Raw genomic sequence first — 26,073 nt, 5'->3', positions numbered from 1 at the left:
AGCATATATTTCTATGTCGATTAGTGAACATTTTCAAGAAAACTGTTCATGGTAAGGAACATATATTTTTGTTACCATCGATTTTATCGACACGGTGTTGATAAAGCAAGTCAAAAATGAAGGAGTTTACGAATGGACATTACTGAAAGAAATAAAAAAGTTTTATTAATTGTACTGATTGCCGGTTGTTTTTTATCAACATTAAATCAGACTTTATTAAATGTTGCATTGAGTGGTTTAATGGAAGTATTTGATGTAACGGCTGCAACTGTACAATGGTTATCTACAGGGTTTATGCTAGTGAACGGTGTTTTAGTGCCAATCACTGCCTTTTTAATGCAACGGTTTACAACAAGGCAGCTTTTTATTAGCTCGATGTTCTTTTTGCTCATCGGCTCTGTACTTTGCGCATGTGCGGGGAATTTTGGCGTGCTGTTAACGGGCAGAATGATACAAGCAATCGGTGCCGGGATTATTATACCTCTAATGATGACGGTTATTTTATATTTATATCCTAGCGAAAAGCGCGGAAGCATCATGGGGACAATCGGCTTTGCGATAATTTTTGCCCCGGCCATAGCCCCGACCTTATCTGGTTTTATCATGGAATATGTTTCATGGAGATGGCTATTCATTGGGTTAATCCCATTCTTACTAATCGTCATCGTTCTAGCGTTCAAATATTTAATGAATGTTGCAGAGACAACAAAAGCAAAATTGGATATCACAAGTGTCATTTTATCAACGATTGGTTTCGGCTGTATATTATTTGGGTTTAGTAGCGCAGGAAGCAAGGGACGGGAAGATCCCGTTGTCATCACTGCAATAATCGTCGGAATGATCGTGTCGACTCTATTCTGTTTACGTCAAATGAAATCGAGCGACCCATTATTAAATTTAACTGTATTCAAGTATAAAGTTTTCACGCTTACATCCTTCATCAATGTACTAATTACGATGATCATGTATGCGGATTTAATACTTTTGCCAATCTACTTGCAGAATGGACGAGGTTTTACAGCATTTGAAGCAGGTTTACTGCTATTACCCGGAGCTGTGATTAATGCCTTCTTATCCCCTGTCACAGGTAAAATGTTTGATAAATATGGTGCTAAACCACTCTTTATTACAGGTTTGGTATTCATCATTGTTTCGATGTGGGGAGTCATAGATATAAGCGAATCAACGACGTATATCTATATCATGGTTCGTACCATAATATTACGAATTGGTTTGAGCTTCATTACCATGCCATTAAATACAGCAGGGTTGAATGCTTTACCAAGAGAATTGGGTTCCCATGGTTCAGCTGTAAATAATACCATTCGCCAATTGTCAGGTGCCATCGGAACAGCAGTTGTCATCACAGTATATACAATGCAGGCAACTTCACATGCCTCTGAGCTATCAATGGAAAATGAAAACATTACAGCTATAGAACCAGAGGCATTAGCTTCCATCCTTGGCTCAAGTGATGCCTATGTTTTCATGCTAGCCTTATCTTTTGTGGCATTAATAATTGCATGCTTTATGCCGAAAAAAGCCGCAATCAAAAAAAGTGAAGGTGAATCTCAAAACTAAGATTGTTAACTGAAATATTTAAAATAAAGCATATCCGGGAGATCACGGATATGCTTTTTTAATATTTCCGGTCAAAAAAAAGACCCCCAACCAATATGGTTGAGAGCCTTTCGAAACGGTAATAGAATTAACGTTTTGAGAACTGAGGTGCACGACGTGCGCCTTTAAGACCGTATTTTTTACGTTCTTTCATACGTGGGTCACGAGTTAGTAAACCAGCAGTTTTAAGAGATGGACGGTATTCTGGATCAACTTGTAGCAATGCACGAGCGATACCGTGACGGATTGCTCCAGCTTGACCAGTATATCCACCACCGCTAACGTTTACTAGAACGTCGTAATTTCCAGTAGTTTCTGTTGCAACTAGTGGTTGGTTAACAACTTCACGTAATGCTGCAAAAGGAATATATTCATTGATGTCACGACCGTTAATAACGATGCGACCTTCGCCTGGTACTAAACGTACACGAGCTACTGAGCTCTTACGGCGACCAGTACCATAATATTGAACTTGTGCCAAGATAGTAACCTCCTTAGTAATTATCCGCGTAATTCGTATACTTCTGGTTGTTGAGCAGCGTGTGGGTGCTCAGCTCCAGCGTATACGTGTAATTTTTTGTAGATTTGACGACCAAGAGAATTCTTTGGAAGCATACCTTTGATAGCAAGTTCAAGCATTCTCTCAGGGTAGTTTGTACGCATTTCAAGAGCAGTTCTAGTTTTAAGACCGCCTGGATGCATAGTATGACGGTAATAAATTTTGTCAGTCAATTTTTTACCAGTCAAATGGATTTTTTCAACATTGATAAGAATTACATGATCACCAGTGTCAATGTTCGGTGTAAAAGTTGGTTTATGTTTACCACGTAAGATGGATGCTACTTCAGTAGAAAGGCGACCCAAAGTTTTGCCTTCAGCGTCAATCACATACCATTTACGTTCTACTTCATTAGCTTTCGCCATAAATGTCGTACGCATGGTTAACCTCCTAAAAAACTTTTTAATTTTTTATATTTATTTTCAATCACAATAAACTTCCGGGGCTTATCGTGGGATTAAAATACATACCATATTATATTAACTTCTCCCAGATTCATTGTCAAGGGAATGTTACACTAGGATAAGTTGTCTATAAAACACTCTCTGCAACTCCATGAATAGCTCAGTATAGCATCAAGCCGCTCCATTACTGATTTCAGCCCATTACCCATTTGTAAAAAAACTGGTATCACTTTGAAAATATTTTTATTTGTAAAATACTTTCCATAAATACAAGCCTTGGGCTGGTGCTGTTTTCCCTGCAAAGCTGCGGTCCTTCTTGTCCAAAATTCCGCTTATATCATGGGGTGACATCTTGCCGCTGCCGACATCCAGGAGCGTCCCAACCAAGATACGCACCATATTATATAAAAAGCCTTCGCCAACGAAGCGGAAAACCATGAAATCATCGCTCTCTTCAAAATCCATTTCTTTTATGGTTCGAACTTTATCGACCACTTCCGTTTTTGCCGAACAAAAACTTGTAAAGTCATGTGTCCCTATCAAATAGGAGATTGCTTCCCTCATCGCCTCCACATTTAACGGGTATGGATAATGATAGGCGTAATTCCGCTTAAACGGATCCCGCAGTTTCGAACGGGCAACGATATAACGGTACTCTTTCCCAGTAGTATGGAACCTCGCATGAAAATCGTCAGGCACGATATCGACTTCCAGAACGATGATATCGGTCGGAAGAAGCGCGCTGAACGCCTTTATCCAATTTTCCGTAGGGAATGTAAGGGGGGACTCAAAGTGAAGTACCTGCCCCTTTGCATGGACCCCTGAGTCTGTCCTGCCTGAAGCAGTCACTTTTATAATTGTGCCTTTATGCATTTGGGCCAAGACTGCCTCGAATTCACTTTGTATGGTGCGTTTCTCAGGCTGCACCTGATAGCCAGCAAAATCCGTGCCGTCATAAGCGATCACACATTTATATTTTGGCATAGTTCTCTTCCTTATTATGAACGTAATAAAAATAACATGACCGTTAGAACACCTATTGAGACCATCAAAAGACTATCACTCGTCTTCCAGTTCAATTGGCGATATTTCGTCCGGCCTTCCCCGCCACGGTATCCTCTTGATTCCATGGCAGTTGCCAATTCCTCCGCCCGTTTGAACGAACTAACAAATAAAGGAACCAGCAGAGGTACAATCGATTTAACCCTGTCCTTTATCGGGCCAGATGAAAAGTCAACGCCCCTTGCAGTTTGGGCCTTCATGATTTTTTCCGTTTCCTCCATTAGCGTCGGGATGAATCGAAGGGCAATGGACATCATCAATGCCAGTTCATGTACAGGCATCTTCCACTTTTTCAAAGGTCCCAACAGCTCTTCCATCCCATCTGTAATGGATATCGGGGATGTCGTCAAAGTTAAAAGTGACGTAACAAGGATTAGTAAAGTAAATCTAATGGATATGAAAAAACCTTGAATCAAACCGCCTTCATAGATTTCAAACCAACCGTATTCAAAAAGCAATTCCCCTTCCTTCGTAAACAATATATGGAGAAGGAATGTAAATACGATCAAGAAAAAGATTGGCTTCAACCCATTATAAAGATAGCGAAGCGGTATTTTGGAAAGACTGATCAAAAGGATGGTGAATACAGCAAGCAAACCGTAAGAAACGACATTATTCGCCAAAAAGACGACACAAACAAACAGGAACACGAGGAGCAGTTTAGCCCTTGGGTCCATCTTGTGCATCAATGAATTTGCAGGGACATAACGCCCGATAATCATTTTATCCAGCATCAGCGGTTCCCCCGTTTCATGGCTTTATCTATTTCTATCGCTAAATCACCGATATTAAGACATGGATGATCAAATCGAACACCAAGTTCCTTCTGGAGCTTTAGCTGAAAGCGGACCGTATCAGGAACATCCAGGCCTAGCTCCATTAATTGTTCCGGCTCTGAGAAAATTTCCTGGGGGGTTCCTTTTTTGAACACCGTACCCTTATGCATGATAATGATGTCATCCGCGTACTTGGCTGCATCCTCCATGCTATGGGTCACCAGAATCGTTGAAATGCCCCTTGCTTTATGCAGATCATAAAACATATCCATGATTTCTTTGCGTCCTCGCGGATCCAGTCCCGCTGTAGGCTCATCAAGGACCAATACTTCCGGTTCCATGGCAAGTACCCCAGCGATGGCCACCCGTCGCATTTGTCCGCCGGATAAGTCGAATGGAGACTTTTCAAGAACTTCCTCATTCAATCCGACTTGCGCGATGGCTTTCCTGGCGAGTTTCTTTGCATCGATTTCAGAAACGCCAAAATTCATAGGACCGAAACATATATCCTTTTCAACCGTTTCATCAAATAACTGATGTTCCGGAAACTGAAAAACAATTCCGACCTTTTGTCTTATTGGCCGCAAAGCCTTTTCTTTTCTTCCGGCTTCAATCGTCCGATCCCCAATGAAAACCCGACCCTTCGTCGGTTTTAAAAGAGCATTCAAATGCTGCAGTAGCGTGGATTTCCCGGACCCTGTATGCCCGATGATTGCGGTATAGGTTCCCGGCTCCATAGAAATATTGACATCATGAAGGGCTAGATGTTCAAAAGGAGTATTCACCTGATAGCGGTATTCTACATCATCGAGTGTAATTCGCATAAATCCTTCACCAACTCTTCCTCTGTCAAATGCCCATCAACTACACGAACACCATTTTTTTGTAACTCCTTGGTTAGTTTCACTGAAAAGGGAATATCCAGTCCAAGAGCAATCAATTCTTCCTCTAACTCAAAAATATCCTGAGGCGATCCTTCACGATATAACCGACCTTGGTTCATGACTATCATCCGATCGGCTTTCGCAGCTTCCTCAAGATCATGGGTGATTGATATGACAGTGATCTCGTTTTCCTGTTTTAATTCCCTAACTGTTTCAAGCACTTCTTCACGGCCTCTTGGGTCAAGCATGGAGGTTGCTTCATCTAAGATGATTATGTCTGGCTGCAAGGCTATTACACCTGCAATGGCCACTCTTTGCTTTTGACCGCCGGATAGATGGTGCGGCTCTTGATTAAGAAAGGCATTCATCTTAACCTTATTTAACGCACCATGAACACGCTCCACCATAACCTGCTGAGAAACACCGGCGTTTTCTAAACCAAAAGCCACATCATCCTGAACTGTAGTGCCTACAAATTGATTATCTGGGTTTTGAAAAACCATGCCAATTTTCTGGCGTACATTCCAAACGGATTCTTCTGTCAAAAGTTGATCATTAATCGTAATGGTACCTGAGTTAGCGAACTGAAGGCCATTCAATAACTTCGCTAATGTCGACTTGCCAGAACCATTATGTCCGACAATCGCTAGCCACTCCCCTTGATGAATATCAAAAGAAACATCATCCAAGGCGTTTCGAGACTGACCCTCATATTTAAAAACAATATTATTTAAAGAAACCAGCTTCTTCACCATGTGGCCCTCCTCATCCTCGACTGCACTCGCCTAAACTAAGCTCTGCTCACTCAATATAAATATAGTAGTTTTTCCTTCTGAAAATATAAAAAAACGCTGCACCCCTTCCACCGAAAGAATTTTCGGTAAATTAAGAGCAGCTAACAGCGGGCCTGTTACGAAAAACAGGTTATCTTATAATCGCTTATCAAAAGCGGGAAGGGATGCTTGAGCTAGACGTGAAGGCTCCCTGCATGATACAGGTTCCGCCAGCCATCGTAACACTCAATGCGAATTTCTAAAGTACAGAATTTCTATTTAAAAAAAGAAAAAGGGCATAGAACAAGTGAGTATATTCATTTGTCCCGCCCTTTTTCATCGTTGTTATTAAACTAATTCAATAACCACGACTGGTGCACCGTCACCGCGGCGTGGACCAACTTTCATGATACGAGTGTATCCACCTTGACGTTCTTCATAACGTGGAGCCACGTCACTGAATAGTTTTTGAAGGGCATCTGTGCCATTCTCAGCGTCAGCGATTTCGTTACGGATGAAAGATGCAGCTTGACGGCGTGCATGCAAGTCACCACGTTTACCAAGAGTGATCATTTTATCTACTACAGAACGTAATTCTTTTGCACGTGCTTCAGTAGTTTCAATGCGCTCATGGATAATAAGATCCGTAGCTAAATCACGAAGTAATGCTTTACGTTGTGCGCTAGTGCGTCCTAACTTTCTGTAACCCATTAGAGATTCCCTCCTTTGTTGAAGTTCTATATTGTGTGTCAATAACAAGGCTCACAACATAATGGATTGATTCCGCCATGTTATCAGTCGTCTTTACGAAGACCTAAGCCTAATTCTTCTAGTTTCGCTTTCACTTCTTCAAGTGATTTACGACCTAGATTACGTACTTTCATCATATCTTCTTCCGTTTTATGAGCTAGCTCTTGAACGGTATTGATTCCAGCACGTTTCAAGCAGTTGTAAGAACGAACAGAAAGGTCTAATTCTTCGATCGTCATCTCAAGAACTTTTTCTTTTTGATCTTCTTCTTTTTCAACCATGATTTCAGCATTTTGAGCTTCATCGGTTAAACCAACAAAGATATTTAAATGCTCTGTTAAAATCTTAGCTCCAAGTGCTACCGCTTCTTGCGGACCAGTACTGCCATCAGTCCAAACATCAAACGTTAACTTGTCAAAGTTAGACAACTGTCCAACACGTGTATTTTCAACTTGGAAAGATACGCGTGAAACCGGAGTGTAAAGAGCATCGATTGGAATTACACCAATTGGCTGGTCTTCTCTCTTGTTTTGAACAGCAGGAGTGTAGCCGCGGCCGCGACGTGCAGATAAACGCATACGCATATGACCGTTTTTACCAATTGTAGCAATATATAAATCCGGATTAAGAATTTCTACATCACTATCATGAGTGATATCAGCAGCCGTGATGACTCCGTCACCCTGAACGTCAATTTCCAGCGTCTTCTCTTCATCAGAGTAAATCTTAAGAGCTAGTTTTTTCACATTAAGAATGATAGATGTTACATCTTCCACGACGCCTTCAATTGTTGAGAACTCATGTAGCACTCCATCAATTTGTATAGCTGTGACAGCAGCACCTGGGAGTGAGGATAAAAGAATACGACGTAAGGAGTTACCCAATGTAGTACCATACCCACGCTCTAGTGGCTCTACGACGAATTTACCGTACTTGGTATCGTCGTTGATTTCAACCGTTTCGATTTTTGGTTTTTCTATTTCGATCATCAATAAACCCTCCTTCAAAACGTCAAAACCCCGGCAAGTAAACGAAGTCACTTAAACCGAAATTCCCCATGTATACGTTCCCGCTGTGCGCAACAACTGAAAATTAATCCTCTGTAAGAACGCAAACTCAGTATTATATCCCATTATTGACAGGAATACAAAATCTATACAGAAAAATTAAACACGGCGACGTTTTGGTGGACGGCATCCGTTATGTGGAACTGGAGTTACATCTTTAATTGCAGTTACTTCTAGGCCAGCAGCTTGAAGTGCACGAATGGCAGCCTCACGTCCAGCACCAGGTCCTTTAACTGTAACTTCAAGAGTTTTCATACCATGTTCAATTGATGTTTTAGCAGCTGTTTCAGCAGCCATTTGTGCAGCAAATGGAGTGGATTTACGAGATCCACGGAATCCTAGAGCTCCAGCACTTGACCAAGAAATAGCATTACCATGAGAGTCAGTGATCGTAACGATAGTGTTATTGAATGTTGAACGAATATGTGCAATACCAGTTTCTATATTCTTTTTCACACGACGTTTACGTGTATTAGTTTTACGTGCCATGAAAAGTAACCTCCTTTACTAATTATTTTTTCTTGTTAGCTACAGTACGACGAGGTCCTTTACGCGTACGAGCATTGTTTTTTGTATTTTGACCGCGAACAGGAAGACCACGACGGTGACGTAAACCACGGTAAGAACCGATTTCCATTAAACGTTTGATGTTTAGGGAGATTTCACGACGAAGGTCGCCTTCTACTTTAAGCTTGTCAATGATATCACGAATTTTGTTCAATTCGTCTTCCGTTAAGTCACGAACGCGAGTTTCTTCAGAAACGCCTGCTTCTGCAAGAATCTTGATCGCTGTTTGTTTTCCAATACCATATATATATGTTAATGAGATAACAATACGTTTGTCACGGGGAATATCTACTCCAGCAATACGTGCCATGCTTGAGTGCACCTCCTTCTATTTAGCCTTGTTTTTGTTTATGTTTAGGGTTTTCGCAAATAACCATTACTTTACCTTTTCTGCGGATAACTTTACACTTTTCGCAGATTGGTTTGACTGATGGTCTGACTTTCATTGCTATCTAACCTCCTTATACAGATCGGAGCGTAACCGGATTATTTGAACCGGTATGTGATTCTGCCGCGAGTTAGATCATACGGGGAAAGCTCAACCGTAACTTTATCTCCAGGCAAAATGCGAATAAAGTGCATACGAATTTTACCGGATACATGAGCTAAAACAGTATGACCATTTTCTAATTCTACCTTAAACATTGCATTTGGCAAAGTCTCTTGTACTGTGCCTTCTACTTCAATTACATCATCTTTCGCCATTAAAGTGATTCTCCCTTCTCTATGCGTGAACCTATTAAAGGTGCACATCTTTCCGTCAACATTACTACAGTCCAATTATCCTCATAAGTCTTACAATTCTGCATCAAGTATTCACCATTTTGTAGAACCAGGCTTTAACTGAGGACCTTTATCAGTTGGACCGAAATGAGGATTTTATGGGTCCTCATGTAAGTCTTGACCGATTCCGTGACCGACATACTCTCGAAATAGAGAAGCAATTAGTCTCGACATAGGTTTGAATAGCATGGGAGATGTTTGAAAGGCGCACGCCTGACATAGCTTCTTTCAACCCTCTATATCACGACTCTTTAGGAATCCCAATAGAGTCACTGCATTTCTTCATCAATTTTGCCGACCGGATATGTCCATGAAGATCACTTAAAAAGTAATCGCCCAATTCAGGGAATACCAAGTACAAGAACCTGATTAATAAATGTGCGAATGCTCTCGCGAAATCCATTATACCCTTTGTATTATAGGAATGCACCAAGTTTAACTAGTAAGTTATAAAAATGGTATGAATTTCATAAATCAATACATATGATTAATTTTGTAAAGCACCAAGCAACACATCGATATCTTCAAATACCTTATTAATATCTTGCTGTCCGTTAATGTTGACCAAGTAACCTTTGTCTCCGTAGAAATCAAGAAGTGGCTTTGTTTGTTTCAAATTCACATCTAAGCGATTTTGAACCGTTTCAGCATTATCGTCGGCACGTTGATATAATTCTCCGCCGCAGCGGTCGCATACATCATCTTTAGCAGGAGGATTGAATACAAGATGGTATGTCGCACCACATGATTTGCAAATACGACGCCCTGTCAATCTTTCCATTAAGATGCTTTTATCAACATCGATATTAATGACAAAATTCATATTGCGATCTAAATCAGTTAGAATGCTTTCAAGTGCCTCTGCCTGTGCCACAGTACGTGGAAATCCATCAAGCAAAAATCCTCTTAGGCAGTCTTCCTTGCTTAAACGCTCACGTACGATGCCAATGGTAACTTCATCAGGTACCAATTCGCCTTTGTCCATGAATGATTTCGCCTTTAGACCTAAGTCTGTTCCATCTTTGATAGCTGTTCGGAACATATCTCCAGTAGAGATATGAGGGATATTATATTTTTCTACGATTTGTTCAGCTTGAGTGCCTTTACCAGCACCCGGCAGACCCATTAACACTAGATTCAATTTTCTTCCCCCTCAAACTCTATAATGGGTAAAGGGAACAAGCCGTTCCCAAAACTCATTACTTTATAAAGCCTTTATAGTGTCTCTTCACAAGTTGTGATTCCAGCTGCTTCATCGTATCAAGGGCAACCCCGACTACGATCAGCAAACTGGTACCACCAATCTGTGCAGATTGAGGTAGATCAGCAAGCTTAATGAAAAATACCGGTAAAACGGCAATGATGGCCAAGAATATCGAGCCTACAAACGTCAAACGGTATAAAACACGTGTTAAATATTCTTGTGTACTCTTACCTGGACGAATCCCCGGCACATAGCCACCTTGCTTTTTCAAATTCTCAGCCATTTGTTCAGGATTAACCTGAATGAAAGCATAAAAATACGCAAAAGCAATGATAAGAGCAACATATATGATCATACCAATTGGTTTGGTGTAATCAAGATTTGTTGATATCCAGCTAGTCACGCTGTTCTTTCCAAAGAAAGAAGCGATTGTAGTGGGAGTAATAATAAATGCCATTGCAAAGATTACCGGAATAACCCCCGCAGCATTTACTTTCAATGGTAAATGAGTAGACTGGCCACCCATTTGCGTACGACCTACCGCAGCACGTTTCGCATACTGAATAGGAATTTTACGTAATGCCTGCTGAATGAAGATAACAGCAACCACGATTGCTAATACTGCTAAAACTATGAGGATAATCGTTATGATTCGTAAGAATAATTGATCACCGGCATTCTCAAATTGCTGTGCGTAAATCTGATTTGCCGTAGTAGGCAAACTAGCTACGATACCAGCAAAGATAATGATGGAAATCCCATTACCCACACCCTTAGCAGTGATCAGCTCCCCTAACCACAAAAGAAAAGCTGTTCCTGCCGTTAAGACAGTCGCAATAAGCAAGTATGTTGCAATTCCAGGATTTTCAATCAACTGTCCACCTGACATATTATTGAACCCATAGGACATTCCAACTGCTTGGATAAACCCTAGGATAATAGTGAAGTAACGAGTGAATTGCGCTAATTTACGGCGCCCTGCTTCCCCTTGTTTAGACCATTCAGTGAACTTAGGAACAACATCCATCTGTAGCAGCTGAACGATGATGGATGCCGTGATGTACGGCATGATACCCATCGCTAAAATGGAAAAGTTTTGCAGTGCCCCGCCGCCAAAGGTATTTAAAAGCCCGATGACGCTCAGCTGGTCCTGTTCAGCGAGAAAATCGGCATTCACATGCGGTACAGGTATAAATGTACCGATGCGATAGACGATTAACATTAGAAGGGTAAAAATAATCTTATTCCTTATTTCACCCACGCGCATAAAATTGGAGATCGTGCGAAACATTAGATCACCTCTGTATTACCGCCAGCAGCTTCGATAGCTTCTTTAGCAGTAGACGAGAATTTGTGAGCTTTAACAGTAAGCTTTTTCTCAATGCTTCCTTTGGCAAGAATCTTGATTCCTGCTTTTTCTTTACTTACAACGCCAGTCTCAAGTAGAAGAGCTGGTGTTACTTCAGTACCGTCTTCGAAAAGATTTAACGTATCAAGGTTCACGATAGCATAGTCTTTACGGTTGATGTTGGTAAATCCACGTTTAGGTAAACGTCTGAATAGAGGAGTTTGACCCCCTTCAAATCCAAGACGCACACCGCCGCCGGAGCGAGCGTTTTGTCCTTTGTGTCCTTTACCTGCTGTTTTACCGTTACCAGATCCAATACCGCGACCTTTACGTTTACGTTCTTTACGAGAACCTTCTGCAGCTTTTAACTCATGAAGTTTCATGTTGGCACCTCCTTGTTAAGTTAAAAATTATTTTATTGTTCTTTTACAGTAACAAGATGAGCAACTTTGGTAATCATACCGCGAATCGCAGGGTTATCTTCTTGAACAACCGTTTGATGCATTTTGCGTAAACCCAAAGTGTTAACTGTAACACGTTGATCTTCAGGACGACCAATCAAGCTGCGAGTGAGGGTGATTTCTAATTTATTAGCCATAATTCGATTTCCCTCCTTATCCTAACAGTTCTTGTACTGATTTTCCACGTAACTTAGCTACGTCTTCAGCACGTTTCAATTGCTTCAATCCTTCAATTGTTGCGCGAACCATATTAATAGGTGTATTAGTACCTAGTGATTTAGACAAGATATCGCTAACTCCGCCTAATTCAAGTACCGCACGAACAGGACCACCAGCAATTACTCCTGTACCTTCAGAAGCTGGTTTCAATAGAATGTGACCTGCGCCATAGCGACCGTTCACAAGGTGAGGAATAGTAGTACCAACCATCGGTACAGTAATTAGATTTTTCTTAGCATCCTCAATAGCTTTACGGATAGCATCCGGAACTTCTTGAGCTTTACCAGTACCAAATCCAACATGACCATTTTTATCACCAACAACAACTAGTGCAGTGAAACGGAAACGACGTCCGCCTTTAACAACTTTAGCTACACGATTTACTGTAACTACGCGTTCTTCAAGTTCTAATTTATTAGGATCAATGCTACGCATCTGTTATGTCCCTCCTTATCCATTAAAATTCTAAGCCGTTTTCACGAGCAGCGTCAGCCAATGCTTTAACACGACCATGGAAGAGGTAACCACCGCGGTCAAAAACCACAGCTTTGAAACCTTTTTCAACAGCACGTTTCGCAATAAGTTCGCCAACTTTTTGAGCTGCTTCAGCATTGCTACCTGCTTCGATACCGATCTCTTTATCAAGAGTTGAAGCACTTGCCAATGTTACGCCTTTTGCATCGTCAATTAATTGTGCGTAAATGTGTTTGTTTGAACGAAACACATTTAAACGAGGACGAGCTTCTGTTCCAGAAAGCTTAGCACGTACACGCGCATGTCTTTTCTGACGAGTAGCATTTTTATCAAGCTTCGTAATCATTTACGTCACTCCTTTCGTTTACTTATGCGGCATTACTTACCTGTTTTACCTTCTTTACGACGAACGAATTCGCCTTCGTAACGGATACCTTTACCTTTATACGGTTCAGGCGGGCGAACATCACGGATATTAGCTGCTAGAGCTCCTACACGTTCTTTGCTTGCACCTTTTACGATTACTTTTGTATTAGAAGGAACTTCGACTTCAACGCCAGCTTCTGGCTCTATTTCTACAGGGTGGGAATATCCTACGTTAAGGATAAGCTTGTTACCTTGCTTTTGTGCACGGTACCCAACCCCAATAAGTTCAAGTGATTTTACGAAACCTGTTGATACACCTTCAATCATGTTAGAGATAAGCGCGCGAGTAGTACCGTGTAAAGAACGGTGAGTCTTCTCGTCAGACGGGCGTGTTACAGTTAACACGTTCTCTTCAACAACGATTGAAAGGTCAGGACTGAATGATCTAGATAATTCACCTTTAGGTCCTTTAACAGTTACTTCACTTCCAGTAACAGTAACTGTAACGCCTGCAGGGATTTCAATAGGTTTTTTACCTATACGAGACATAATGTGCACCTCCATTCTTGTGAAAATGTATTACCAAACGTATGCTAAAACTTCTCCGCCAACTTGTTTAGAGCGAGCTTCTTTGTCTGTTAAAACTCCGTGAGAAGTAGAAACAATTGCGATACCTAAACCGTTAAGAACGCGTGGTACCTCTCCAGTTTTTGCATATACACGCAAACCAGGTTTGCTGATACGTTTTAGACCAGTGATAACACGTTCGTTGTTTGCACCGTATTTTAAGAAGATACGGATGATACCTTGTTTGTTGTCTTCGATTAATTCAAAGTCACGTACGAAGCCTTCACTTTTTAAGATCTCAGCAATTTCCTTTTTGATCTTTGAAGCAGGAACTTCCAGTTTTTCGTGACGAACCATATTCGCATTACGGATGCGAGTAAGCATATCTGCAATAGGATCTGTCATGACCATTATATTTTACCTCCTTCCCAAACTCGGGTTTTACCAGCTAGCTTTTTTAACGCCAGGAATTTGTCCTTTATATGCAAGTTCGCGGAAACAAATACGACAAAGTTTAAATTTACGTAATACAGAATGTGGACGTCCGCAACGTTCGCAACGTGTATATTCTTGTACTTTAAACTTTTGTTCGCGTTTTTGCTTTACGATCATAGACTTTTTAGCCACGATTTCGCCTCCCTTTATTTAGAGATTACTTTTGGAACGGCATTCCAACTTGAGTAAGTAGTTCACGAGCTTCTTCGTCAGTGTTGGCAGTCGTTACGATAACGATGTCCATACCACGAACTTTGCTCACTTTATCGTAATCAATCTCAGGGAAGATAAGTTGTTCTTTAACGCCTAATGTATAGTTTCCACGTCCGTCAAAAGATTTCTTTGAAACGCCACGGAAATCACGTACACGCGGTAAAGATACAGATACTAGCTTATCAAGGAATTGATACATACGTTCTCCACGTAATGTAACTTTCGCTCCAATAGGCATACCTTCACGCAAACGGAAGCCTGCGATTGATTTTTTTGCTTTTGTTATAACAGGTTTTTGACCAGTGATCAATGTAAGTTCTTCAACAGCTGTATCTAAAGCTTTCGAGTTAGATACTGCGTCACCCACACCCATGTTAATAACGATTTTCTCAATGTTTGGTACTTGCATTACTGATTGATAGTTGAATTTGCCCATCAATGATGGTGTAATTTCACTTTTTAATTTTTCTTTAAGGCGGCTCATTGCTTAGTGTACCTCCCTTCATTTATGACTTATTTATCTAAAGTTTCACCTGATATTTTAGCTACGCGTACTTTTTTACCATTTTCAATCTTATATCCAACACGAGTCGGTTTACCTGATTTAGGATCAAGTGGCATTACATTGGATACGTGAATAGCAGCTTCTCTGCTGATAATTCCACCTTGTGGATTAAGTTGAGATGGCTTGGAATGCTTTTTCACGATGTTAATTCCTTCAACAAGCACACGATTTTGTTTCGGATATGCAGAAAGAATTGTTCCTTGTTTGCCTTTGTCCTTACCAGAGATGACTACGACTTTGTCACCTTTTTTAACATGCATTAGCTTGGCACCTCCTTGAAAGGCTTTATACAAATTTTACATATTATAGAACTTCTGGAGCAAGAGAAACGATCTTCATGAAACTATTGTCACGTAATTCACGAGCAACAGGTCCAAAGATACGTGTTCCACGTGGGCTCTTATCGTCACGGATAATTACACATGCGTTTTCATCAAAACGAATGTAAGAACCGTCAGGACGACGCATACCACGTTTTGTACGGACAACAACAGCCTTAACGACTTCACCTTTTTTAACAACGCCTCCTGGTGTTGCCTGTTTAACTGTACAAACGATGATATCACCGATGTTTGCAGTTTTACGGCCAGAACCACCTAGGACTTTAATTGTTAGCACTTCACGAGCACCTGAATTGTCAGCGACTTTTAAACGAGATTCTTGTTGAATCATGTACGGTACCTCCCTTCGGAATTAGCTTAATCCGAACTATATTAAATGATTACTGCTTTTTCTACTACTTCTACAAGACGGAAGCGTTTTGTAGCTGAAAGTGGACGAGTTTCCATGATACGTACTACGTCGCCTGCTTTAGCTTCGTTTAGCTCGTCATGAGCTTTTAACTTTTTAGAGTATTTCACGCGTTTACCGTATAAAGAATGCTTTTTATAGGTTTCTACAACTACTGTAACTGTTTTATCCATTTTGTCGGATACTACGCGTCCAGTGTAGATTTTGCGTTGGTTGCGTTCGCTCATTCTGCAAACCTCCATTCATTATCGATTAGTGACACCGATCTCTCTTTGACGAACAACTGTTTTCATACGAGCAATCGATTTGCGAACTTCACGGATGCGAGCTGTATTTTCAAGTTGTCCAGTAGCTAACTGGAAACGAAGATTAAATAGTTCTTCTTTAAGAGATTTTAGTTTTTGTTCAATTTCAGCAGTGGTTAGATCTTTGATTTCATTAGCTTTCATTTGTTTCACCACCAATTTCCTCTCTTTTTACAAACTTGCATTTGATTGGAAGTTTGTGTGCTGCAAGGCGCAATGCTTCTCTTGCCACCTCTTCAGATACACCAGAGATTTCAAACATAACTTTGCCCGGTTTAACTACTGCTACCCAACCTTCAGGAGCACCTTTACCGGAACCCATCCGTACTTCAAGCGGCTTAGCTGTGTAAGGTTTGCTTGGGAAGATTTTGATCCAAACTTTCCCTCCACGTTTCATATAACGAGTCATCGCAATACGAGCTGCTTCGATTTGACGGTTCGTGATCCAGGAAGCTTCTTGAGCTTGAAGTCCAAATTCTCCGAAATGAACTTCAGTGCCGCCTTTAGCCATCCCTCTCATCTTACCGCGGTGTTCACGACGGTATTTTACGCGTTTTGGCAATAACATATTATTTTCCTCCTTCCTCAGATTTCTTCTTAGTAGGAAGAACTTCTCCACGGTAGATCCAAACTTTCACGCCTAGCTTACCGTAAGTAGTATCTGCTTCAGCATGAGCATAATCTATGTCTGCACGAAGTGTGTGAAGTGGAACTGTTCCTTCGCTGTAATGTTCAGCACGAGCAATATCAGCACCGCCAAGACGACCAGAAACTTGAGTTTTGATTCCTTTTGCTCCAGAACGCATAGTACGTTGGATAGCTTGCTTTTGAGCGCGACGGAATGAAACACGGTTTTCTAGCTGACGAGCGATGTTTTCAGCAACCAATTTTGCGTCAAGATCTGCTCTTTTAATTTCGATGATATTGATATGAACTCTTTTGCCAGTCAGCTGGTTCAAAGCTTTACGAAGTGCTTCGACTTCAGTACCGCCTTTACCGATAACCATTCCTGGTTTAGCAGTGTGGACAGATACATTGATACGGTTAGCTGCACGTTCGATTTCAACCTTTGAAACTGAAGCATCATTTAGACGTTTCGCGATATATTCACGAACTTTGATGTCTTCATGCAAAAGAACTGCGTAGTCTTTATCAGCGTACCATTTGGATTCCCAGTCACGGATTATCCCGATACGCATACCGATTGGATTTACCTTTTGACCCACAGATTACCCCTCCTTCTTTTCTGATACAACGATTGTAATATGACTAGTACGTTTGTTTATAGCACTCGCACGACCTTGAGCGCGAGGACGGAAACGTTTTAATGTTGGTCCTTCGTTAACGTATGCCTCTGAAACGACTAGGTTATTAATATCCATTTCGTAGTTGTGTTCTGCATTTGCGATAGCAGATTTCAGAATTTTTTCTACGACTGGAGAAGCAGATTTTGGTGTTAAGCGAAGAATCGCTACTGCTTCACCTACTTGTTTTCCTCGAATTAAATCTGCGACTAAACGCACTTTACGAGGAGCAATACGAACTGTTTTAGCGACAGCTTTAGCTTGCATGAGATGCCCTCCTCTCATTAACGTCTTGTTTTCTTGTCATCACTTGCGTGACCTTTATAAGTGCGTGTAGGCGCGAATTCGCCTAGTTTGTGACCTACCATATCTTCTGTTACATAAACCGGCACGTGCTTACGACCGTCATAAACGGCGATTGTGTGTCCGATGAATTGCGGGAAGATTGTTGAGCGACGAGACCAAGTTTTTACTACCTGTTTCTTGTCAGCTTCATTTAATTTTTCAACTTTTACCAATAAATGATCATCAACAAAAGGCCCTTTTTTTAAGCTACGACCCATGCGAGTACCTCCCTTCGTGACTGTTCTACGGTTCTATATATGAACCGTAGCTCAATCCCGTTATTTTTTACGACGACGTACGATAAATTTATCGGATTTATTTTTCTTCTTACGAGTTTTGAATCCAAGAGTAGGTTTACCCCATGGAGACATTGGTGATTTACGTCCGATTGGAGATTTACCTTCACCACCACCGTGTGGGTGATCATTCGGGTTCATTACAGATCCACGAACTGTTGGGCGTTTACCTAACCAACGGTTACGGCCAGCTTTACCAATGTTGATAAGTTCATGTTGTTCATTACCAACTTGACCGATTGAAGCACGGCAAGTAGCAAGAATCATACGAACCTCACCTGAGTTTAAACGTACAAGTACATAACGACCTTCTTTACCAAGTACTTGAGCAGATGTTCCTGCTGAACGGACTAATTGTCCACCTTTTCCTGGTTTAAGTTCGATGTTATGAATTACTGTACCAACTGGGATGTTAATAAGAGGTAGAGCGTTACCCACTTTAATGTCAGCTTCTGGACCTGACATAACTTCCAAACCTACTTCTAGGTTTTTCGGAGCTAGGATATAACGTTTTTCTCCATCAACGTAATTAATTAATGCAATGTTTGCAGAACGATTTGGATCGTACTCAATAGTAGCAACGCGTCCAGGTATACCATCTTTATTCCGTTTGAAATCGATGATACGGTATTGACGCTTGTGGCCGCCACCTTGATGACGAACTGTTAACTTACCTTGGTTATTACGGCCGCCTTTGCTGTGTAAAGGAGCAAGTAATGATTTTTCCGGTTTGTCTGTAGTGATCTCAGCAAAATCCGAAGTTGTCATATTACGTCGACCGTTAGAGGTAGGTTTATACTTCTTAATCGCCATTTGTATTTCCCTCCTTCTCTAATGAATTAAGCTTCGAATAGCTCGATTTCTTTGCTGTCAGCAGTTAATTTAACAATAGCTTTACGGCGCTTGTTAGTATAGCCTGCATGTTTGCCCATGCGTTTGAATTTACCTTTGTAGTTCATGATGTTTACTTTCTCAACTTTAACGCCGAAAATTTCTTGAACAGCATCTTTAACTTGAGTTTTATTAGCTTTAACATCAACTTCAAAAGTATATTTCTTTTCAGCCATTACGTCTGAAGAGCGTTCAGTGATTACGGGGCGCTTAATGATATCGCGTGCATCCATTATGCAAGCACCTCCTCTACTTTTTCGACAGCTGATTTAGTCAAGATCAATTTGTTGTGTGAAACAACATCAAGAACGTTAAGACCAACAGCTTCAACTACAGTAACACCAGGGATGTTACGTGCAGAAAGAGCAACTTTCTCATCTAAACCGTCAGTAACGACTAACGTTTTAGTATCAACAGAAAGATTTTTAAGTACTGCTACAAATTCTTTTGTTTTTGGAGCTTCGAAAGACAAGCTTTCAAGTACCAAAATGTTCTCTTCCAATGCCTTTGCAGACAATGCAGATTTAATAGCTAAACGACGCACCTTTTTAGGTAGCTTGTAAGCGTAAGATCTTGGAGTAGGTCCAAAAACAACGCCACCGCCACGCCATTGTGGAGAACGGATAGAACCTTGACGCGCACGTCCAGTTCCTTTTTGTTTCCAAGGTTTACGTCCACCGCCTGCAACTTCAGAACGGTTTTTAACTTTATGAGTTCCTTGACGTAAGGAAGCTCGTTGCATGATGATTGCTTCAAATAATACATGATTATTAGGTTCGATACCAAAGATGGATTCATTTAGTTCGATGTCGCCAACTTGTGAACCTGTTTGGTTGAACAATGTAACTTTTGGCATTCTATTGCTCCTCCTTTCTCAGAAATTACTTTGCTTTAACAGCAGTTTTAACTTTGATCAATGCTTTTCTAGCACCAGGTACATTACCTTTGATCAATAGTAGGTTGCGTTCAACATCAACTTTAACGATAGCTAAGTTTTGAACAGTAATTTGTTCTCCACCCATACGTCCTGGTAATAGTTTACCTTTGAATACGCGGTTTGGAGCTACAGGACCCATTGAACCTGGGCGACGGTGGTAACGAGAACCATGAGACATAGGTCCGCGAGATTGTCCATGACGCTTGATAGAGCCTTGGAAACCTTTACCTTTTGAAATTCCTGATACATCTACTAAATCGCCTTCAGCGAAAATACTAACATTGACTTCTTGACCGATCTCATATTCAGTAAGATCCGTTCCGCGGAATTCGCGAATGAAGCGCTTAGGAGTAGTATTTGCTTTTTCAACATGGCCCTTTTCAGGTTTGTTAGAAAGCTTTTCGCGTTTGTTTTCAAAACCAACTTGAACTGCTTCATAGCCATCAGTTTCAACAGTTTTCTTTTGAAGAACCACGTTATTAGCAGCTTCGATAACTGTTACCGGAATAAGTTCACCGTTTTCAGCAAAAACTTGAGTCATACCGATTTTTCTTCCTAAGATTCCTTTGGTCATAAGTCACACCTCCTAGAGTAATTGTTCATATTTATATGAATTATAATTTGATTTCAATGTCAACGCCTGATGGTAAATCTAAACGCATCAATGAATCAACTGTTTGTGGAGTTGGATTAACGATGTCGATTAGACGTTTATGCGTACGCATTTCGAATTGTTCACGAGAATCTTTGTATTTATGAACCGCACGTAGGATCGTATATACCGATCTTTCCGTAGGTAATGGAATTGGACCAGATACAGCCGCACCAGAACGTTTTGCAGTTTCAACAATTTTCTCAGCAGATTGATCAAGGATTCTGTGATCATATGCTTTTAAACGGATACGAATTTTTTGTTTTGCCATAATTTTCCCTCCTTTTCGCCTATTTTAAAATAGACCTTCTCAATGGAAATTTCCCACACACTCGCCATGGCAAAGCGGCCGGGTGTGTCAGCAACCTTCCATATCATCGCAGTCAAAGACCAACATTGTCTATTATACATATAACACAAGTGAAATGCAAGTCAAACTTAGATTTTTCTTGTGCAACACACTTTTATTATTATACATACTATCACAAGTATTTACAAGTACATTCTACGTGGTCTTTCATATCCATTTTCTTCATTTGAAATTATCAAGAAACCCATTAAATAAACTCCAGTTATTATAGAAGAAAGAATGAATATTCTTTACAAATAGAAAAGAAGCAGATGGCGTCCCATCTGCTTCTCCCGGAAGGCGTCCCTTCCAATATTGTTTTATGAATCAATTACTCTGTGATTGTAGCAACTACGCCAGCGCCTACAGTACGTCCACCCTCACGGATAGAGAATTTAGTACCTTCTTCGATAGCGATTGGAGCGATAAGTTCTACAGTCATTTCGATGTTGTCTCCAGGCATAACCATTTCTACGCCTTCAGGAAGGTTACAAATACCAGTTACGTCAGTTGTACGGAAGTAGAACTGAGGACGGTAGTTTGTAAAGAATGGAGTGTGACGTCCACCTTCTTCTTTAGAAAGAACATAAACTTCAGCTTTGAACTTTGTGTGTGGAGTGATTGTACCTGGTTTAGCAAGTACTTGTCCACGTTGGATATCTTCACGGGATACACCACGAAGTAGTGCACCGATGTTGTCACCAGCTTCAGCATAGTCAAGAAGTTTACGGAACATTTCAACACCAGTTACTGTTGTTGGTTTAGACTCTTCGTTGAAACCGATGATGTCAACAACGTCACCGACTTTAACTTGTCCACGCTCAACACGGCCAGTTGCAACTGTTCCACGACCAGTGATTGAGAATACATCCTCAACTGGCATCATGAATGGTTTGTCAGTGTCACGAGTTGGTTCTGGGATATACTCGTCAACAGCTGCCATTAATTCATGAATTTTTTCTTCCCAAGCTTCGTCTCCTTGAAGAGCTTTTAGTGCAGATCCTTTGATAACTGGAATGTCATCGCCAGGGAATTCGTATTCAGATAGAAGATCACGGATTTCCATTTCTACTAATTCAAGAAGTTCTTCGTCATCAACCATGTCGCATTTGTTCATGAATACTACAAGGAATGGTACACCTACTTGACGAGAAAGAAGGATGTGCTCACGAGTTTGTGGCATTGGGCCATCAGCAGCAGATACTACTAGGATACCGCCGTCCATTTGTGCAGCACCTGTGATCATGTTTTTAACATAGTCAGCATGTCCTGGGCAGTCAACGTGTGCATAGTGACGAGTAGCTGTTTCATACTCAACGTGTGCAGTAGAGATTGTGATACCACGTTCTCTTTCTTCTGGTGCACCATCGATTTGGTCATAAGCGCGAGCTTCTGCGCCACCAGATTTAGCAAGTACAGTTGTGATTGCAGCTGTTAGAGTTGTTTTACCATGGTCAACGTGACCAATTGTTCCAACGTTAACGTGCGGTTTTGAACGATCAAATTTAGCTTTTCCCATTAGGAATTCCTCCTTAAAATTATAAATAAAAGATTAAGTATATAGGGCTGTGAAAGAAGACTAATTCTTCCATCACAGCTTACATAAGATAGTTATACTTTAATAAGAGATGAAAATCAATTATTCACCTTTATTTTTTTTGATGATTTCTTCAGAAATGCTCTTAGGTACTTCTTCATAATGATCGAAGTGCATAGAGAATGTTCCGCGTCCTTGAGTGTTAGAACGTAAAGATGTAGCATATCCGAACATTTCAGATAGTGGAACCATCGCTTTAACCATTTGCGTGTTACCGCGAGCTTCCATACCTTCTACGCGACCACGACGAGATGTGATATCTCCCATGATGTCGCCTAGGTAATCTTCTGGAATAACTACTTCCACTTTCATGATTGGTTCAAGGATTACAGGCTTACATTTTGATGCTGCATTTTTAAGTGCCATCGATGCAGCAATTTTAAATGCCATTTCGTTAGAGTCAACGTCATGGTAAGATCCGTCAAATAATTTTGCTTTGATGTCGACTAGCGGGTAACCAGCAAGTACACCACGGTCAAGTGAATCAACTAATCCAGCTTGTACAGCAGGGATATATTCGCGTGGTACTACACCACCGACGATAGCATTTTCAAATTCGAATCCTTTACCTTCTTCGTTTGGACCAAATTCGATCCATACGTGTCCGAATTGTCCACGACCACCTGATTGGCGAACGAATTTACCTTCAACTTTAGCTGAACCACGGAAAGTTTCACGGTATGCTACTTGAGGAGCACCAACGTTAGCTTCCACTTTAAATTCGCGACGCATACGGTCAACAAGGATGTCCAAGTGAAGTTCACCCATACCAGCGATAATCGTTTGACCAGTTTCTTGGTCAGTATGCGCACGGAATGTTGGATCTTCATCTTGTAGCTTTTGTAAAGCTTGACCCATTTTGTCTTGGTCTGCTTTGGATTTCGGTTCAACTGACAGTGAGATAACTGGTTCTGGGAATACCATGGATTCAAGAATTACTTGGTTCTTGTCGTCACATAGAGTATCACCAGTTGTAGTATCTTTCAAACCAACAGCAGCAGCGATATCCCCTGCATATACAGTTGAGATTTCTTCACGGCTGTTTGCATGCATTTGAAGGATACGTCCAATACGTTCACGCTTACCTTTTGTTGAGTTGATTACATAAGATCCTGATTCTAATGTACCTGAGTACACGCGGAAGAATGTAAGTTTACCAACGTAAGGGTCAGTCATAACTTTAAACGCTAAAGCGGAGAACGGTTCAGAATCATCTGAATGACGTTCAACTTCATCTTCTGAATCCGGTAATGTACCTTTGATAGCTGGTACATCCAATGGAGATGGAAGGAAGTCGATAACGTTATCAAGCATTAATTGAACACCTTTGTTTTTGAAAGCCGATCCGCAGATAACAGGGAAGAATTCAACATTAACGGTTGCTGTACGGATGGCTGCTTTCAATTCAGCAATGCTGATTTCTTCGCCTCCAAGGTATTTTTCCATTAAGTCTTCATTAACTTCTGCTACTGCTTCAATTAACTTTTCACGGTATTCTTCAGCTAATTCCCGGTGTTCTTCAGGAATTTCACCAACAGTGATATCAGTACCTAGGTCATTACCGTAGAAATGAGTTTTCATTTCAATAAGGTCAATGATTGCAGAGAATTGATCCTCTGCTCCGATTGGTAACTGAACTGGGTGAGCGTTAGCTTGTAAACGATCGTGGATTGTTCCAACTGAATACAAGAAGTCTGCACCGATTTTGTCCATTTTATTTACGAATACGACACGTGGTACACCGTAAGTTGTAGCTTGGCGCCAAACCGTTTCAGTTTGAGGCTCAACACCTGATTGGGCATCAAGTACAGCTACAGCTCCATCAAGTACGCGCAAAGAACGTTCAACTTCAACTGTGAAGTCTACGTGTCCCGGTGTATCGATGATGTTTACACGGTGACCTTTCCACTGCGCAGTTGTTGCAGCGGAAGTGATCGTGATTCCGCGTTCTTGTTCCTGTTCCATCCAGTCCATTTGTGAAGCACCTTCGTGCGTTTCACCGATTTTGTGGATTTTACCAGTATAATATAGAACACGTTCTGTTGTTGTCGTTTTACCAGCATCGATGTGAGCCATGATACCGATATTACGAGTGTTTGCTAAGGAGAACTCTCTTGCCATTTGTCTTTCTCCTTCCTTTTATAAGGATTTTATAGTGATTAATCTTACCAGCGATAATGTGCGAAAGCTTTGTTGGCTTCAGCCATTTTGTGTGTATCTTCACGTTTCTTAACTGCTGCTCCAGTATTGTTGGCAGCATCCATGATTTCATAAGCTAAACGCTCTTCCATCGTTTTTTCTCCACGAAGGCGAGAGTAGTTTACTAACCAACGAAGTCCTAGAGTCGATTTACGGTCTGGACGCACCTCAACTGGTACTTGGTAGTTAGCTCCACCCACACGGCGTGCTTTTACTTCTAGTACAGGCATGATGTTTTTAAGTGCTTGATCGAAAACTTCGATCGGCTCATTGCCAGTACGTTCTTTGATTAAATCAAATGCAGAGTAAAGAATTTTTTGTGATTTACCTCTTTGTCCATCAACCATTAATTTGTTGATTAAGCGAGTCACAAGTTTTGAATTATATATTGGATCTGGTAATACGTCTCTTTTCGTTACAGGTCCTTTACGAGGCATTATATTTCCTCCTTTCAAGAAAGTTCAATTTTGGTTTAAGTTTATTTTTTTGCTGCTTTCGGACGCTTAGTACCGTATTTAGAACGGCCTTGCATACGATTGTTAACTCCAGCTGTATCAAGAGCACCACGTACGATATGGTAACGTACCCCTGGTAAATCTTTTACACGTCCGCCACGGATAAGAACCACGCTGTGTTCTTGTAGGTTGTGACCGATACCTGGGATATAAGCTGTTACCTCGATACCGTTTGTTAGACGTACACGCGCATATTTACGTAACGCGGAGTTTGGTTTTTTCGGTGTCATAGTACCCACACGAGTGCAAACACCACGTTTTTGCGGAGATGATACGTTAGTTTGTGCTTTTTTAAAGCTGTTGTAGCCTTTGTTAAGTGCTGGAGATTTTGAATTAACCTCTTTAGACTCGCGTCCTTTACGCACTAATTGATTAATAGTAGGCATTACATTTTTCCTCCCTTCACGTTTTCATTTCTAGTACCACACATCCAGGTGGTTCATAAATGGGTAAAAACAAAGTCTTTGCAAATATTATTGCAAAAACATTTTTACTTTTTAATGGCAACAGTTGCTGCTCCGACATCAATACCACATGCTTTGCCAAGCATTCTCATCGAATCAACATATGTGATAGGAACATCCAATTCTTTGGCGGTCTCAACGACACGCCCAGTCAAGTATATATCTGCATCATCAGCGATGATAACTTCTTGAATTAAATTGTTTTTAAGAGCTCTAACTGCTTGCTTCGTCCCTATAATCACTGACTTTGCCTGTATTACTTTTTCATAAGACATGGTCCATATCCTCCAAAGTTACAGGGTAACATAGGAG

Annotated in this window: 41 protein-coding genes and 1 pseudogene; 1 reads left to right on the top strand and 41 read right to left on the bottom strand. The window is 40.9% G+C overall.

Annotated elements, in window-relative coordinates; genetic code table 11:
* Positions 1-132: 132 nt before the first annotated feature.
* Positions 133-1,581: a DHA2 family efflux MFS transporter permease subunit gene (locus MKX49_RS26660; RefSeq protein WP_340878286.1), complete on the top strand. Its 1,449-nt coding sequence runs from the start codon at positions 133-135 to the stop codon at positions 1,579-1,581.
* Positions 1,582-1,708: 127 nt separating this feature from the next.
* On the opposite strand, the gene rpsI is transcribed toward MKX49_RS26660, so the two are convergent.
* From rpsI to MKX49_RS26455, 41 genes and pseudogenes are all read right to left on the bottom strand, one after another.
* Positions 1,709-2,101, bottom strand: a complete 393-nt coding sequence (rpsI, locus tag MKX49_RS26655) for a 30S ribosomal protein S9 (RefSeq protein WP_034304957.1) — start codon at positions 2,099-2,101, stop codon at positions 1,709-1,711.
* 20 nt (positions 2,102-2,121) lie between these two features.
* The gene (gene rplM, locus MKX49_RS26650; RefSeq protein ID WP_034304960.1) at positions 2,122-2,559 is read right to left on the bottom strand and encodes a 50S ribosomal protein L13; all 438 of its coding nucleotides are present in this window, start codon (positions 2,557-2,559) and stop codon (positions 2,122-2,124) included.
* A gap of 267 nt (positions 2,560-2,826) precedes the next feature.
* Positions 2,827-3,567 carry a tRNA pseudouridine(38-40) synthase TruA gene (gene truA, locus MKX49_RS26645; RefSeq protein ID WP_340878285.1) on the bottom strand — a complete coding sequence of 247 codons (741 nt, stop codon included), beginning with the start codon at positions 3,565-3,567 and terminating at the stop codon, positions 2,827-2,829.
* A 14-nt stretch (positions 3,568-3,581) separates the two neighbouring features.
* A complete protein-coding gene (locus MKX49_RS26640; RefSeq protein ID WP_048677921.1) occupies positions 3,582-4,379 on the bottom strand; it encodes an energy-coupling factor transporter transmembrane component T family protein in 798 nt (265 codons plus the stop codon).
* A complete protein-coding gene (locus MKX49_RS26635; protein ID WP_053537046.1) occupies positions 4,379-5,245 on the bottom strand; it encodes an energy-coupling factor ABC transporter ATP-binding protein in 867 nt (288 codons plus the stop codon). Before MKX49_RS26635 ends, MKX49_RS26640 begins: the two co-directional genes overlap by 1 nt.
* Positions 5,221-6,060 (bottom strand): energy-coupling factor ABC transporter ATP-binding protein, encoded by an 840-nt coding sequence (locus tag MKX49_RS26630; RefSeq protein WP_340878284.1) that lies wholly within the window; start codon positions 6,058-6,060, stop codon positions 5,221-5,223. The genes MKX49_RS26635 and MKX49_RS26630 overlap by 25 nt, the downstream gene beginning before the upstream one ends.
* Before the next feature lie 366 nt (positions 6,061-6,426).
* The gene (gene rplQ, locus MKX49_RS26625) at positions 6,427-6,789 is read right to left on the bottom strand and encodes a 50S ribosomal protein L17 (protein WP_034304973.1); all 363 of its coding nucleotides are present in this window, start codon (positions 6,787-6,789) and stop codon (positions 6,427-6,429) included.
* A gap of 83 nt (positions 6,790-6,872) precedes the next feature.
* Positions 6,873-7,817, bottom strand: a complete 945-nt coding sequence (locus MKX49_RS26620; RefSeq protein ID WP_034304976.1) for a DNA-directed RNA polymerase subunit alpha — start codon at positions 7,815-7,817, stop codon at positions 6,873-6,875.
* A 177-nt stretch (positions 7,818-7,994) separates the two neighbouring features.
* Positions 7,995-8,384 (bottom strand): 30S ribosomal protein S11, encoded by a 390-nt coding sequence (gene rpsK, locus MKX49_RS26615; protein ID WP_028390438.1) that lies wholly within the window; start codon positions 8,382-8,384, stop codon positions 7,995-7,997.
* Between the two features lie 22 nt (positions 8,385-8,406).
* Positions 8,407-8,772, bottom strand: a complete 366-nt coding sequence (gene rpsM / locus MKX49_RS26610; protein ID WP_034304978.1) for a 30S ribosomal protein S13 — start codon at positions 8,770-8,772, stop codon at positions 8,407-8,409.
* Between the two features lie 22 nt (positions 8,773-8,794).
* On the bottom strand, positions 8,795-8,908 hold the full coding sequence (gene rpmJ / locus MKX49_RS26605; RefSeq protein ID WP_003156543.1) for a 50S ribosomal protein L36: 114 nt from the start codon (positions 8,906-8,908) through the stop codon (positions 8,795-8,797).
* A 40-nt stretch (positions 8,909-8,948) separates the two neighbouring features.
* Positions 8,949-9,167, bottom strand: coding sequence for a translation initiation factor IF-1 (infA, locus tag MKX49_RS26600; protein WP_028390440.1), 219 nt, complete (start codon positions 9,165-9,167; stop codon positions 8,949-8,951).
* A 42-nt stretch (positions 9,168-9,209) separates the two neighbouring features.
* Positions 9,210-9,661, bottom strand: a pseudogene (locus tag MKX49_RS26595) (M24 family metallopeptidase); the annotation flags it as partial.
* A 71-nt stretch (positions 9,662-9,732) separates the two neighbouring features.
* Positions 9,733-10,386: an adenylate kinase gene (locus MKX49_RS26590; RefSeq protein WP_048677894.1), complete on the bottom strand. Its 654-nt coding sequence runs from the start codon at positions 10,384-10,386 to the stop codon at positions 9,733-9,735.
* A 58-nt stretch (positions 10,387-10,444) separates the two neighbouring features.
* On the bottom strand, positions 10,445-11,740 hold the full coding sequence (gene secY, locus MKX49_RS26585; protein WP_034304981.1) for a preprotein translocase subunit SecY: 1,296 nt from the start codon (positions 11,738-11,740) through the stop codon (positions 10,445-10,447).
* Positions 11,740-12,180, bottom strand: a complete 441-nt coding sequence (gene rplO, locus MKX49_RS26580; RefSeq protein WP_034304982.1) for a 50S ribosomal protein L15 — start codon at positions 12,178-12,180, stop codon at positions 11,740-11,742. Before rplO ends, secY begins: the two co-directional genes overlap by 1 nt.
* A gap of 32 nt (positions 12,181-12,212) precedes the next feature.
* Positions 12,213-12,395 (bottom strand): 50S ribosomal protein L30, encoded by a 183-nt coding sequence (gene rpmD / locus MKX49_RS26575; protein ID WP_034304984.1) that lies wholly within the window; start codon positions 12,393-12,395, stop codon positions 12,213-12,215.
* A gap of 16 nt (positions 12,396-12,411) precedes the next feature.
* Positions 12,412-12,912 (bottom strand): 30S ribosomal protein S5, encoded by a 501-nt coding sequence (gene rpsE / locus MKX49_RS26570; RefSeq protein WP_034304987.1) that lies wholly within the window; start codon positions 12,910-12,912, stop codon positions 12,412-12,414.
* 22 nt (positions 12,913-12,934) lie between these two features.
* Positions 12,935-13,297 (bottom strand): 50S ribosomal protein L18, encoded by a 363-nt coding sequence (rplR, locus tag MKX49_RS26565; protein WP_034304989.1) that lies wholly within the window; start codon positions 13,295-13,297, stop codon positions 12,935-12,937.
* Between the two features lie 32 nt (positions 13,298-13,329).
* A complete protein-coding gene (gene rplF / locus MKX49_RS26560) occupies positions 13,330-13,866 on the bottom strand; it encodes a 50S ribosomal protein L6 (protein WP_048677892.1) in 537 nt (178 codons plus the stop codon).
* 30 nt (positions 13,867-13,896) lie between these two features.
* Positions 13,897-14,295 (bottom strand): 30S ribosomal protein S8, encoded by a 399-nt coding sequence (gene rpsH / locus MKX49_RS26555; RefSeq protein WP_034304995.1) that lies wholly within the window; start codon positions 14,293-14,295, stop codon positions 13,897-13,899.
* A gap of 30 nt (positions 14,296-14,325) precedes the next feature.
* Positions 14,326-14,511 (bottom strand): type Z 30S ribosomal protein S14, encoded by a 186-nt coding sequence (locus tag MKX49_RS26550; RefSeq protein ID WP_034304998.1) that lies wholly within the window; start codon positions 14,509-14,511, stop codon positions 14,326-14,328.
* A gap of 25 nt (positions 14,512-14,536) precedes the next feature.
* Positions 14,537-15,076: a 50S ribosomal protein L5 gene (rplE, locus tag MKX49_RS26545; protein WP_063235797.1), complete on the bottom strand. Its 540-nt coding sequence runs from the start codon at positions 15,074-15,076 to the stop codon at positions 14,537-14,539.
* 29 nt (positions 15,077-15,105) lie between these two features.
* On the bottom strand, positions 15,106-15,417 hold the full coding sequence (gene rplX / locus MKX49_RS26540) for a 50S ribosomal protein L24 (protein ID WP_063235796.1): 312 nt from the start codon (positions 15,415-15,417) through the stop codon (positions 15,106-15,108).
* 43 nt (positions 15,418-15,460) lie between these two features.
* Positions 15,461-15,829 (bottom strand): 50S ribosomal protein L14, encoded by a 369-nt coding sequence (gene rplN, locus MKX49_RS26535; RefSeq protein ID WP_034305005.1) that lies wholly within the window; start codon positions 15,827-15,829, stop codon positions 15,461-15,463.
* 41 nt (positions 15,830-15,870) lie between these two features.
* A complete protein-coding gene (gene rpsQ, locus MKX49_RS26530) occupies positions 15,871-16,134 on the bottom strand; it encodes a 30S ribosomal protein S17 (RefSeq protein WP_034305007.1) in 264 nt (87 codons plus the stop codon).
* Positions 16,135-16,152: 18 nt separating this feature from the next.
* Positions 16,153-16,356 carry a 50S ribosomal protein L29 gene (gene rpmC, locus MKX49_RS26525; protein ID WP_034305010.1) on the bottom strand — a complete coding sequence of 68 codons (204 nt, stop codon included), beginning with the start codon at positions 16,354-16,356 and terminating at the stop codon, positions 16,153-16,155.
* Entirely contained in the window at positions 16,346-16,780 is a 435-nt protein-coding gene (gene rplP, locus MKX49_RS26520) for a 50S ribosomal protein L16 (protein WP_034305012.1), read from the bottom strand. Before rplP ends, rpmC begins: the two co-directional genes overlap by 11 nt.
* 1 nt (position 16,781) lies before the next feature.
* The gene (gene rpsC / locus MKX49_RS26515) at positions 16,782-17,438 is read right to left on the bottom strand and encodes a 30S ribosomal protein S3 (protein WP_034305014.1); all 657 of its coding nucleotides are present in this window, start codon (positions 17,436-17,438) and stop codon (positions 16,782-16,784) included.
* 3 nt (positions 17,439-17,441) lie between these two features.
* On the bottom strand, positions 17,442-17,783 hold the full coding sequence (rplV, locus tag MKX49_RS26510) for a 50S ribosomal protein L22 (RefSeq protein ID WP_034305017.1): 342 nt from the start codon (positions 17,781-17,783) through the stop codon (positions 17,442-17,444).
* 17 nt (positions 17,784-17,800) lie between these two features.
* On the bottom strand, positions 17,801-18,079 hold the full coding sequence (gene rpsS, locus MKX49_RS26505) for a 30S ribosomal protein S19 (RefSeq protein ID WP_034305018.1): 279 nt from the start codon (positions 18,077-18,079) through the stop codon (positions 17,801-17,803).
* Positions 18,080-18,139: 60 nt separating this feature from the next.
* On the bottom strand, positions 18,140-18,970 hold the full coding sequence (rplB, locus tag MKX49_RS26500) for a 50S ribosomal protein L2 (protein WP_063595511.1): 831 nt from the start codon (positions 18,968-18,970) through the stop codon (positions 18,140-18,142).
* A 26-nt stretch (positions 18,971-18,996) separates the two neighbouring features.
* Positions 18,997-19,281 (bottom strand): 50S ribosomal protein L23, encoded by a 285-nt coding sequence (gene rplW / locus MKX49_RS26495; RefSeq protein WP_063595512.1) that lies wholly within the window; start codon positions 19,279-19,281, stop codon positions 18,997-18,999.
* Positions 19,281-19,904 carry a 50S ribosomal protein L4 gene (rplD, locus tag MKX49_RS26490; protein ID WP_053349064.1) on the bottom strand — a complete coding sequence of 208 codons (624 nt, stop codon included), beginning with the start codon at positions 19,902-19,904 and terminating at the stop codon, positions 19,281-19,283. The genes rplW and rplD overlap by 1 nt, the downstream gene beginning before the upstream one ends.
* 25 nt (positions 19,905-19,929) lie before the next feature.
* Positions 19,930-20,559: a 50S ribosomal protein L3 gene (gene rplC, locus MKX49_RS26485; protein ID WP_034305028.1), complete on the bottom strand. Its 630-nt coding sequence runs from the start codon at positions 20,557-20,559 to the stop codon at positions 19,930-19,932.
* A 40-nt stretch (positions 20,560-20,599) separates the two neighbouring features.
* A complete protein-coding gene (gene rpsJ / locus MKX49_RS26480; RefSeq protein ID WP_019244375.1) occupies positions 20,600-20,908 on the bottom strand; it encodes a 30S ribosomal protein S10 in 309 nt (102 codons plus the stop codon).
* Between the two features lie 409 nt (positions 20,909-21,317).
* Entirely contained in the window at positions 21,318-22,505 is a 1,188-nt protein-coding gene (gene tuf, locus MKX49_RS26475) for an elongation factor Tu (protein ID WP_063595513.1), read from the bottom strand.
* Between the two features lie 120 nt (positions 22,506-22,625).
* Positions 22,626-24,704, bottom strand: a complete 2,079-nt coding sequence (fusA, locus tag MKX49_RS26470) for an elongation factor G (protein WP_063595514.1) — start codon at positions 24,702-24,704, stop codon at positions 22,626-22,628.
* A 44-nt stretch (positions 24,705-24,748) separates the two neighbouring features.
* Positions 24,749-25,219, bottom strand: coding sequence for a 30S ribosomal protein S7 (rpsG, locus tag MKX49_RS26465; protein ID WP_048677878.1), 471 nt, complete (start codon positions 25,217-25,219; stop codon positions 24,749-24,751).
* Between the two features lie 41 nt (positions 25,220-25,260).
* Entirely contained in the window at positions 25,261-25,683 is a 423-nt protein-coding gene (gene rpsL, locus MKX49_RS26460) for a 30S ribosomal protein S12 (RefSeq protein WP_034305038.1), read from the bottom strand.
* Positions 25,684-25,787: 104 nt separating this feature from the next.
* Positions 25,788-26,036 (bottom strand): 50S ribosomal protein L7ae-like protein, encoded by a 249-nt coding sequence (locus MKX49_RS26455; protein ID WP_034305040.1) that lies wholly within the window; start codon positions 26,034-26,036, stop codon positions 25,788-25,790.
* Positions 26,037-26,073: the final 37 nt, after the last annotated feature.

Origin of the sequence: Peribacillus sp. FSL M8-0224 (genome assembly GCF_038003055.1) — a bacterium.
GTDB lineage: Bacteria > Bacillota > Bacilli > Bacillales > DSM-1321 > Peribacillus > Peribacillus frigoritolerans.
Note: the sequence above shows the minus strand (reverse complement) of the source record. Positions and strands in the feature narration are given on the sequence as shown.

Bases quoted from the DNA above. Each gene is read 5' to 3' on its own strand.
- MKX49_RS26660 (WP_340878286.1), top strand. From the start codon at position 133: ATGGACATTACTGAAAGAAATAAAAAAGTTTTATTAATTGTACTGATT.
- rplM (WP_034304960.1), bottom strand. From the start codon at position 2,559: ATGCGTACGACATTTATGGCGAAAGCTAATGAAGTAGAACGTAAATGG.
- truA (WP_340878285.1), bottom strand. From the start codon at position 3,567: ATGCCAAAATATAAATGTGTGATCGCTTATGACGGCACGGATTTTGCT.
- MKX49_RS26640 (WP_048677921.1), bottom strand. From the start codon at position 4,379: ATGCTGGATAAAATGATTATCGGGCGTTATGTCCCTGCAAATTCATTG.
- MKX49_RS26635 (WP_053537046.1), bottom strand. From the start codon at position 5,245: ATGCGAATTACACTCGATGATGTAGAATACCGCTATCAGGTGAATACT.
- MKX49_RS26630 (WP_340878284.1), bottom strand. From the start codon at position 6,060: ATGGTGAAGAAGCTGGTTTCTTTAAATAATATTGTTTTTAAATATGAG.
- rplQ (WP_034304973.1), bottom strand. From the start codon at position 6,789: ATGGGTTACAGAAAGTTAGGACGCACTAGCGCACAACGTAAAGCATTA.
- MKX49_RS26620 (WP_034304976.1), bottom strand. From the start codon at position 7,817: ATGATCGAAATAGAAAAACCAAAAATCGAAACGGTTGAAATCAACGAC.
- rpsK (WP_028390438.1), bottom strand. From the start codon at position 8,384: ATGGCACGTAAAACTAATACACGTAAACGTCGTGTGAAAAAGAATATA.
- rpsM (WP_034304978.1), bottom strand. From the start codon at position 8,772: ATGGCACGTATTGCTGGAGTAGATATTCCCCGTGACAAACGTATTGTT.
- rpmJ (WP_003156543.1), bottom strand. From the start codon at position 8,908: ATGAAAGTCAGACCATCAGTCAAACCAATCTGCGAAAAGTGTAAAGTT.
- infA (WP_028390440.1), bottom strand. From the start codon at position 9,167: ATGGCGAAAGATGATGTAATTGAAGTAGAAGGCACAGTACAAGAGACT.
- secY (WP_034304981.1), bottom strand. From the start codon at position 11,740: ATGTTTCGCACGATCTCCAATTTTATGCGCGTGGGTGAAATAAGGAAT.
- rplO (WP_034304982.1), bottom strand. From the start codon at position 12,180: ATGAAACTTCATGAGTTAAAAGCTGCAGAAGGTTCTCGTAAAGAACGT.
- rpmD (WP_034304984.1), bottom strand. From the start codon at position 12,395: ATGGCTAATAAATTAGAAATCACCCTCACTCGCAGCTTGATTGGTCGT.
- rpsE (WP_034304987.1), bottom strand. From the start codon at position 12,912: ATGCGTAGCATTGATCCTAATAAATTAGAACTTGAAGAACGCGTAGTT.
- rplR (WP_034304989.1), bottom strand. From the start codon at position 13,297: ATGATTACGAAGCTTGATAAAAATGCTACTCGTCAGAAAAGACATGCG.
- rplF (WP_048677892.1), bottom strand. From the start codon at position 13,866: ATGTCTCGTATAGGTAAAAAACCTATTGAAATCCCTGCAGGCGTTACA.
- rpsH (WP_034304995.1), bottom strand. From the start codon at position 14,295: ATGGTCATGACAGATCCTATTGCAGATATGCTTACTCGCATCCGTAAT.
- rplE (WP_063235797.1), bottom strand. From the start codon at position 15,076: ATGAGCCGCCTTAAAGAAAAATTAAAAAGTGAAATTACACCATCATTG.
- rplX (WP_063235796.1), bottom strand. From the start codon at position 15,417: ATGCATGTTAAAAAAGGTGACAAAGTCGTAGTCATCTCTGGTAAGGAC.
- rplN (WP_034305005.1), bottom strand. From the start codon at position 15,829: ATGATTCAACAAGAATCTCGTTTAAAAGTCGCTGACAATTCAGGTGCT.
- rpsQ (WP_034305007.1), bottom strand. From the start codon at position 16,134: ATGAGCGAACGCAACCAACGCAAAATCTACACTGGACGCGTAGTATCC.
- rpmC (WP_034305010.1), bottom strand. From the start codon at position 16,356: ATGAAAGCTAATGAAATCAAAGATCTAACCACTGCTGAAATTGAACAA.
- rplP (WP_034305012.1), bottom strand. From the start codon at position 16,780: ATGTTATTGCCAAAACGCGTAAAATACCGTCGTGAACACCGCGGTAAG.
- rplV (WP_034305017.1), bottom strand. From the start codon at position 17,783: ATGCAAGCTAAAGCTGTCGCTAAAACAGTTCGTATTGCTCCTCGTAAA.
- rpsS (WP_034305018.1), bottom strand. From the start codon at position 18,079: ATGGGTCGTAGCTTAAAAAAAGGGCCTTTTGTTGATGATCATTTATTG.
- rplB (WP_063595511.1), bottom strand. From the start codon at position 18,970: ATGGCGATTAAGAAGTATAAACCTACCTCTAACGGTCGACGTAATATG.
- rplW (WP_063595512.1), bottom strand. From the start codon at position 19,281: ATGGATGCACGCGATATCATTAAGCGCCCCGTAATCACTGAACGCTCT.
- rplD (WP_053349064.1), bottom strand. From the start codon at position 19,904: ATGCCAAAAGTTACATTGTTCAACCAAACAGGTTCACAAGTTGGCGAC.
- rplC (WP_034305028.1), bottom strand. From the start codon at position 20,559: ATGACCAAAGGAATCTTAGGAAGAAAAATCGGTATGACTCAAGTTTTT.
- rpsJ (WP_019244375.1), bottom strand. From the start codon at position 20,908: ATGGCAAAACAAAAAATTCGTATCCGTTTAAAAGCATATGATCACAGA.
- tuf (WP_063595513.1), bottom strand. From the start codon at position 22,505: ATGGGAAAAGCTAAATTTGATCGTTCAAAACCGCACGTTAACGTTGGA.
- fusA (WP_063595514.1), bottom strand. From the start codon at position 24,704: ATGGCAAGAGAGTTCTCCTTAGCAAACACTCGTAATATCGGTATCATG.
- rpsG (WP_048677878.1), bottom strand. From the start codon at position 25,219: ATGCCTCGTAAAGGACCTGTAACGAAAAGAGACGTATTACCAGATCCA.
- rpsL (WP_034305038.1), bottom strand. From the start codon at position 25,683: ATGCCTACTATTAATCAATTAGTGCGTAAAGGACGCGAGTCTAAAGAG.
- MKX49_RS26455 (WP_034305040.1), bottom strand. From the start codon at position 26,036: ATGTCTTATGAAAAAGTAATACAGGCAAAGTCAGTGATTATAGGGACG.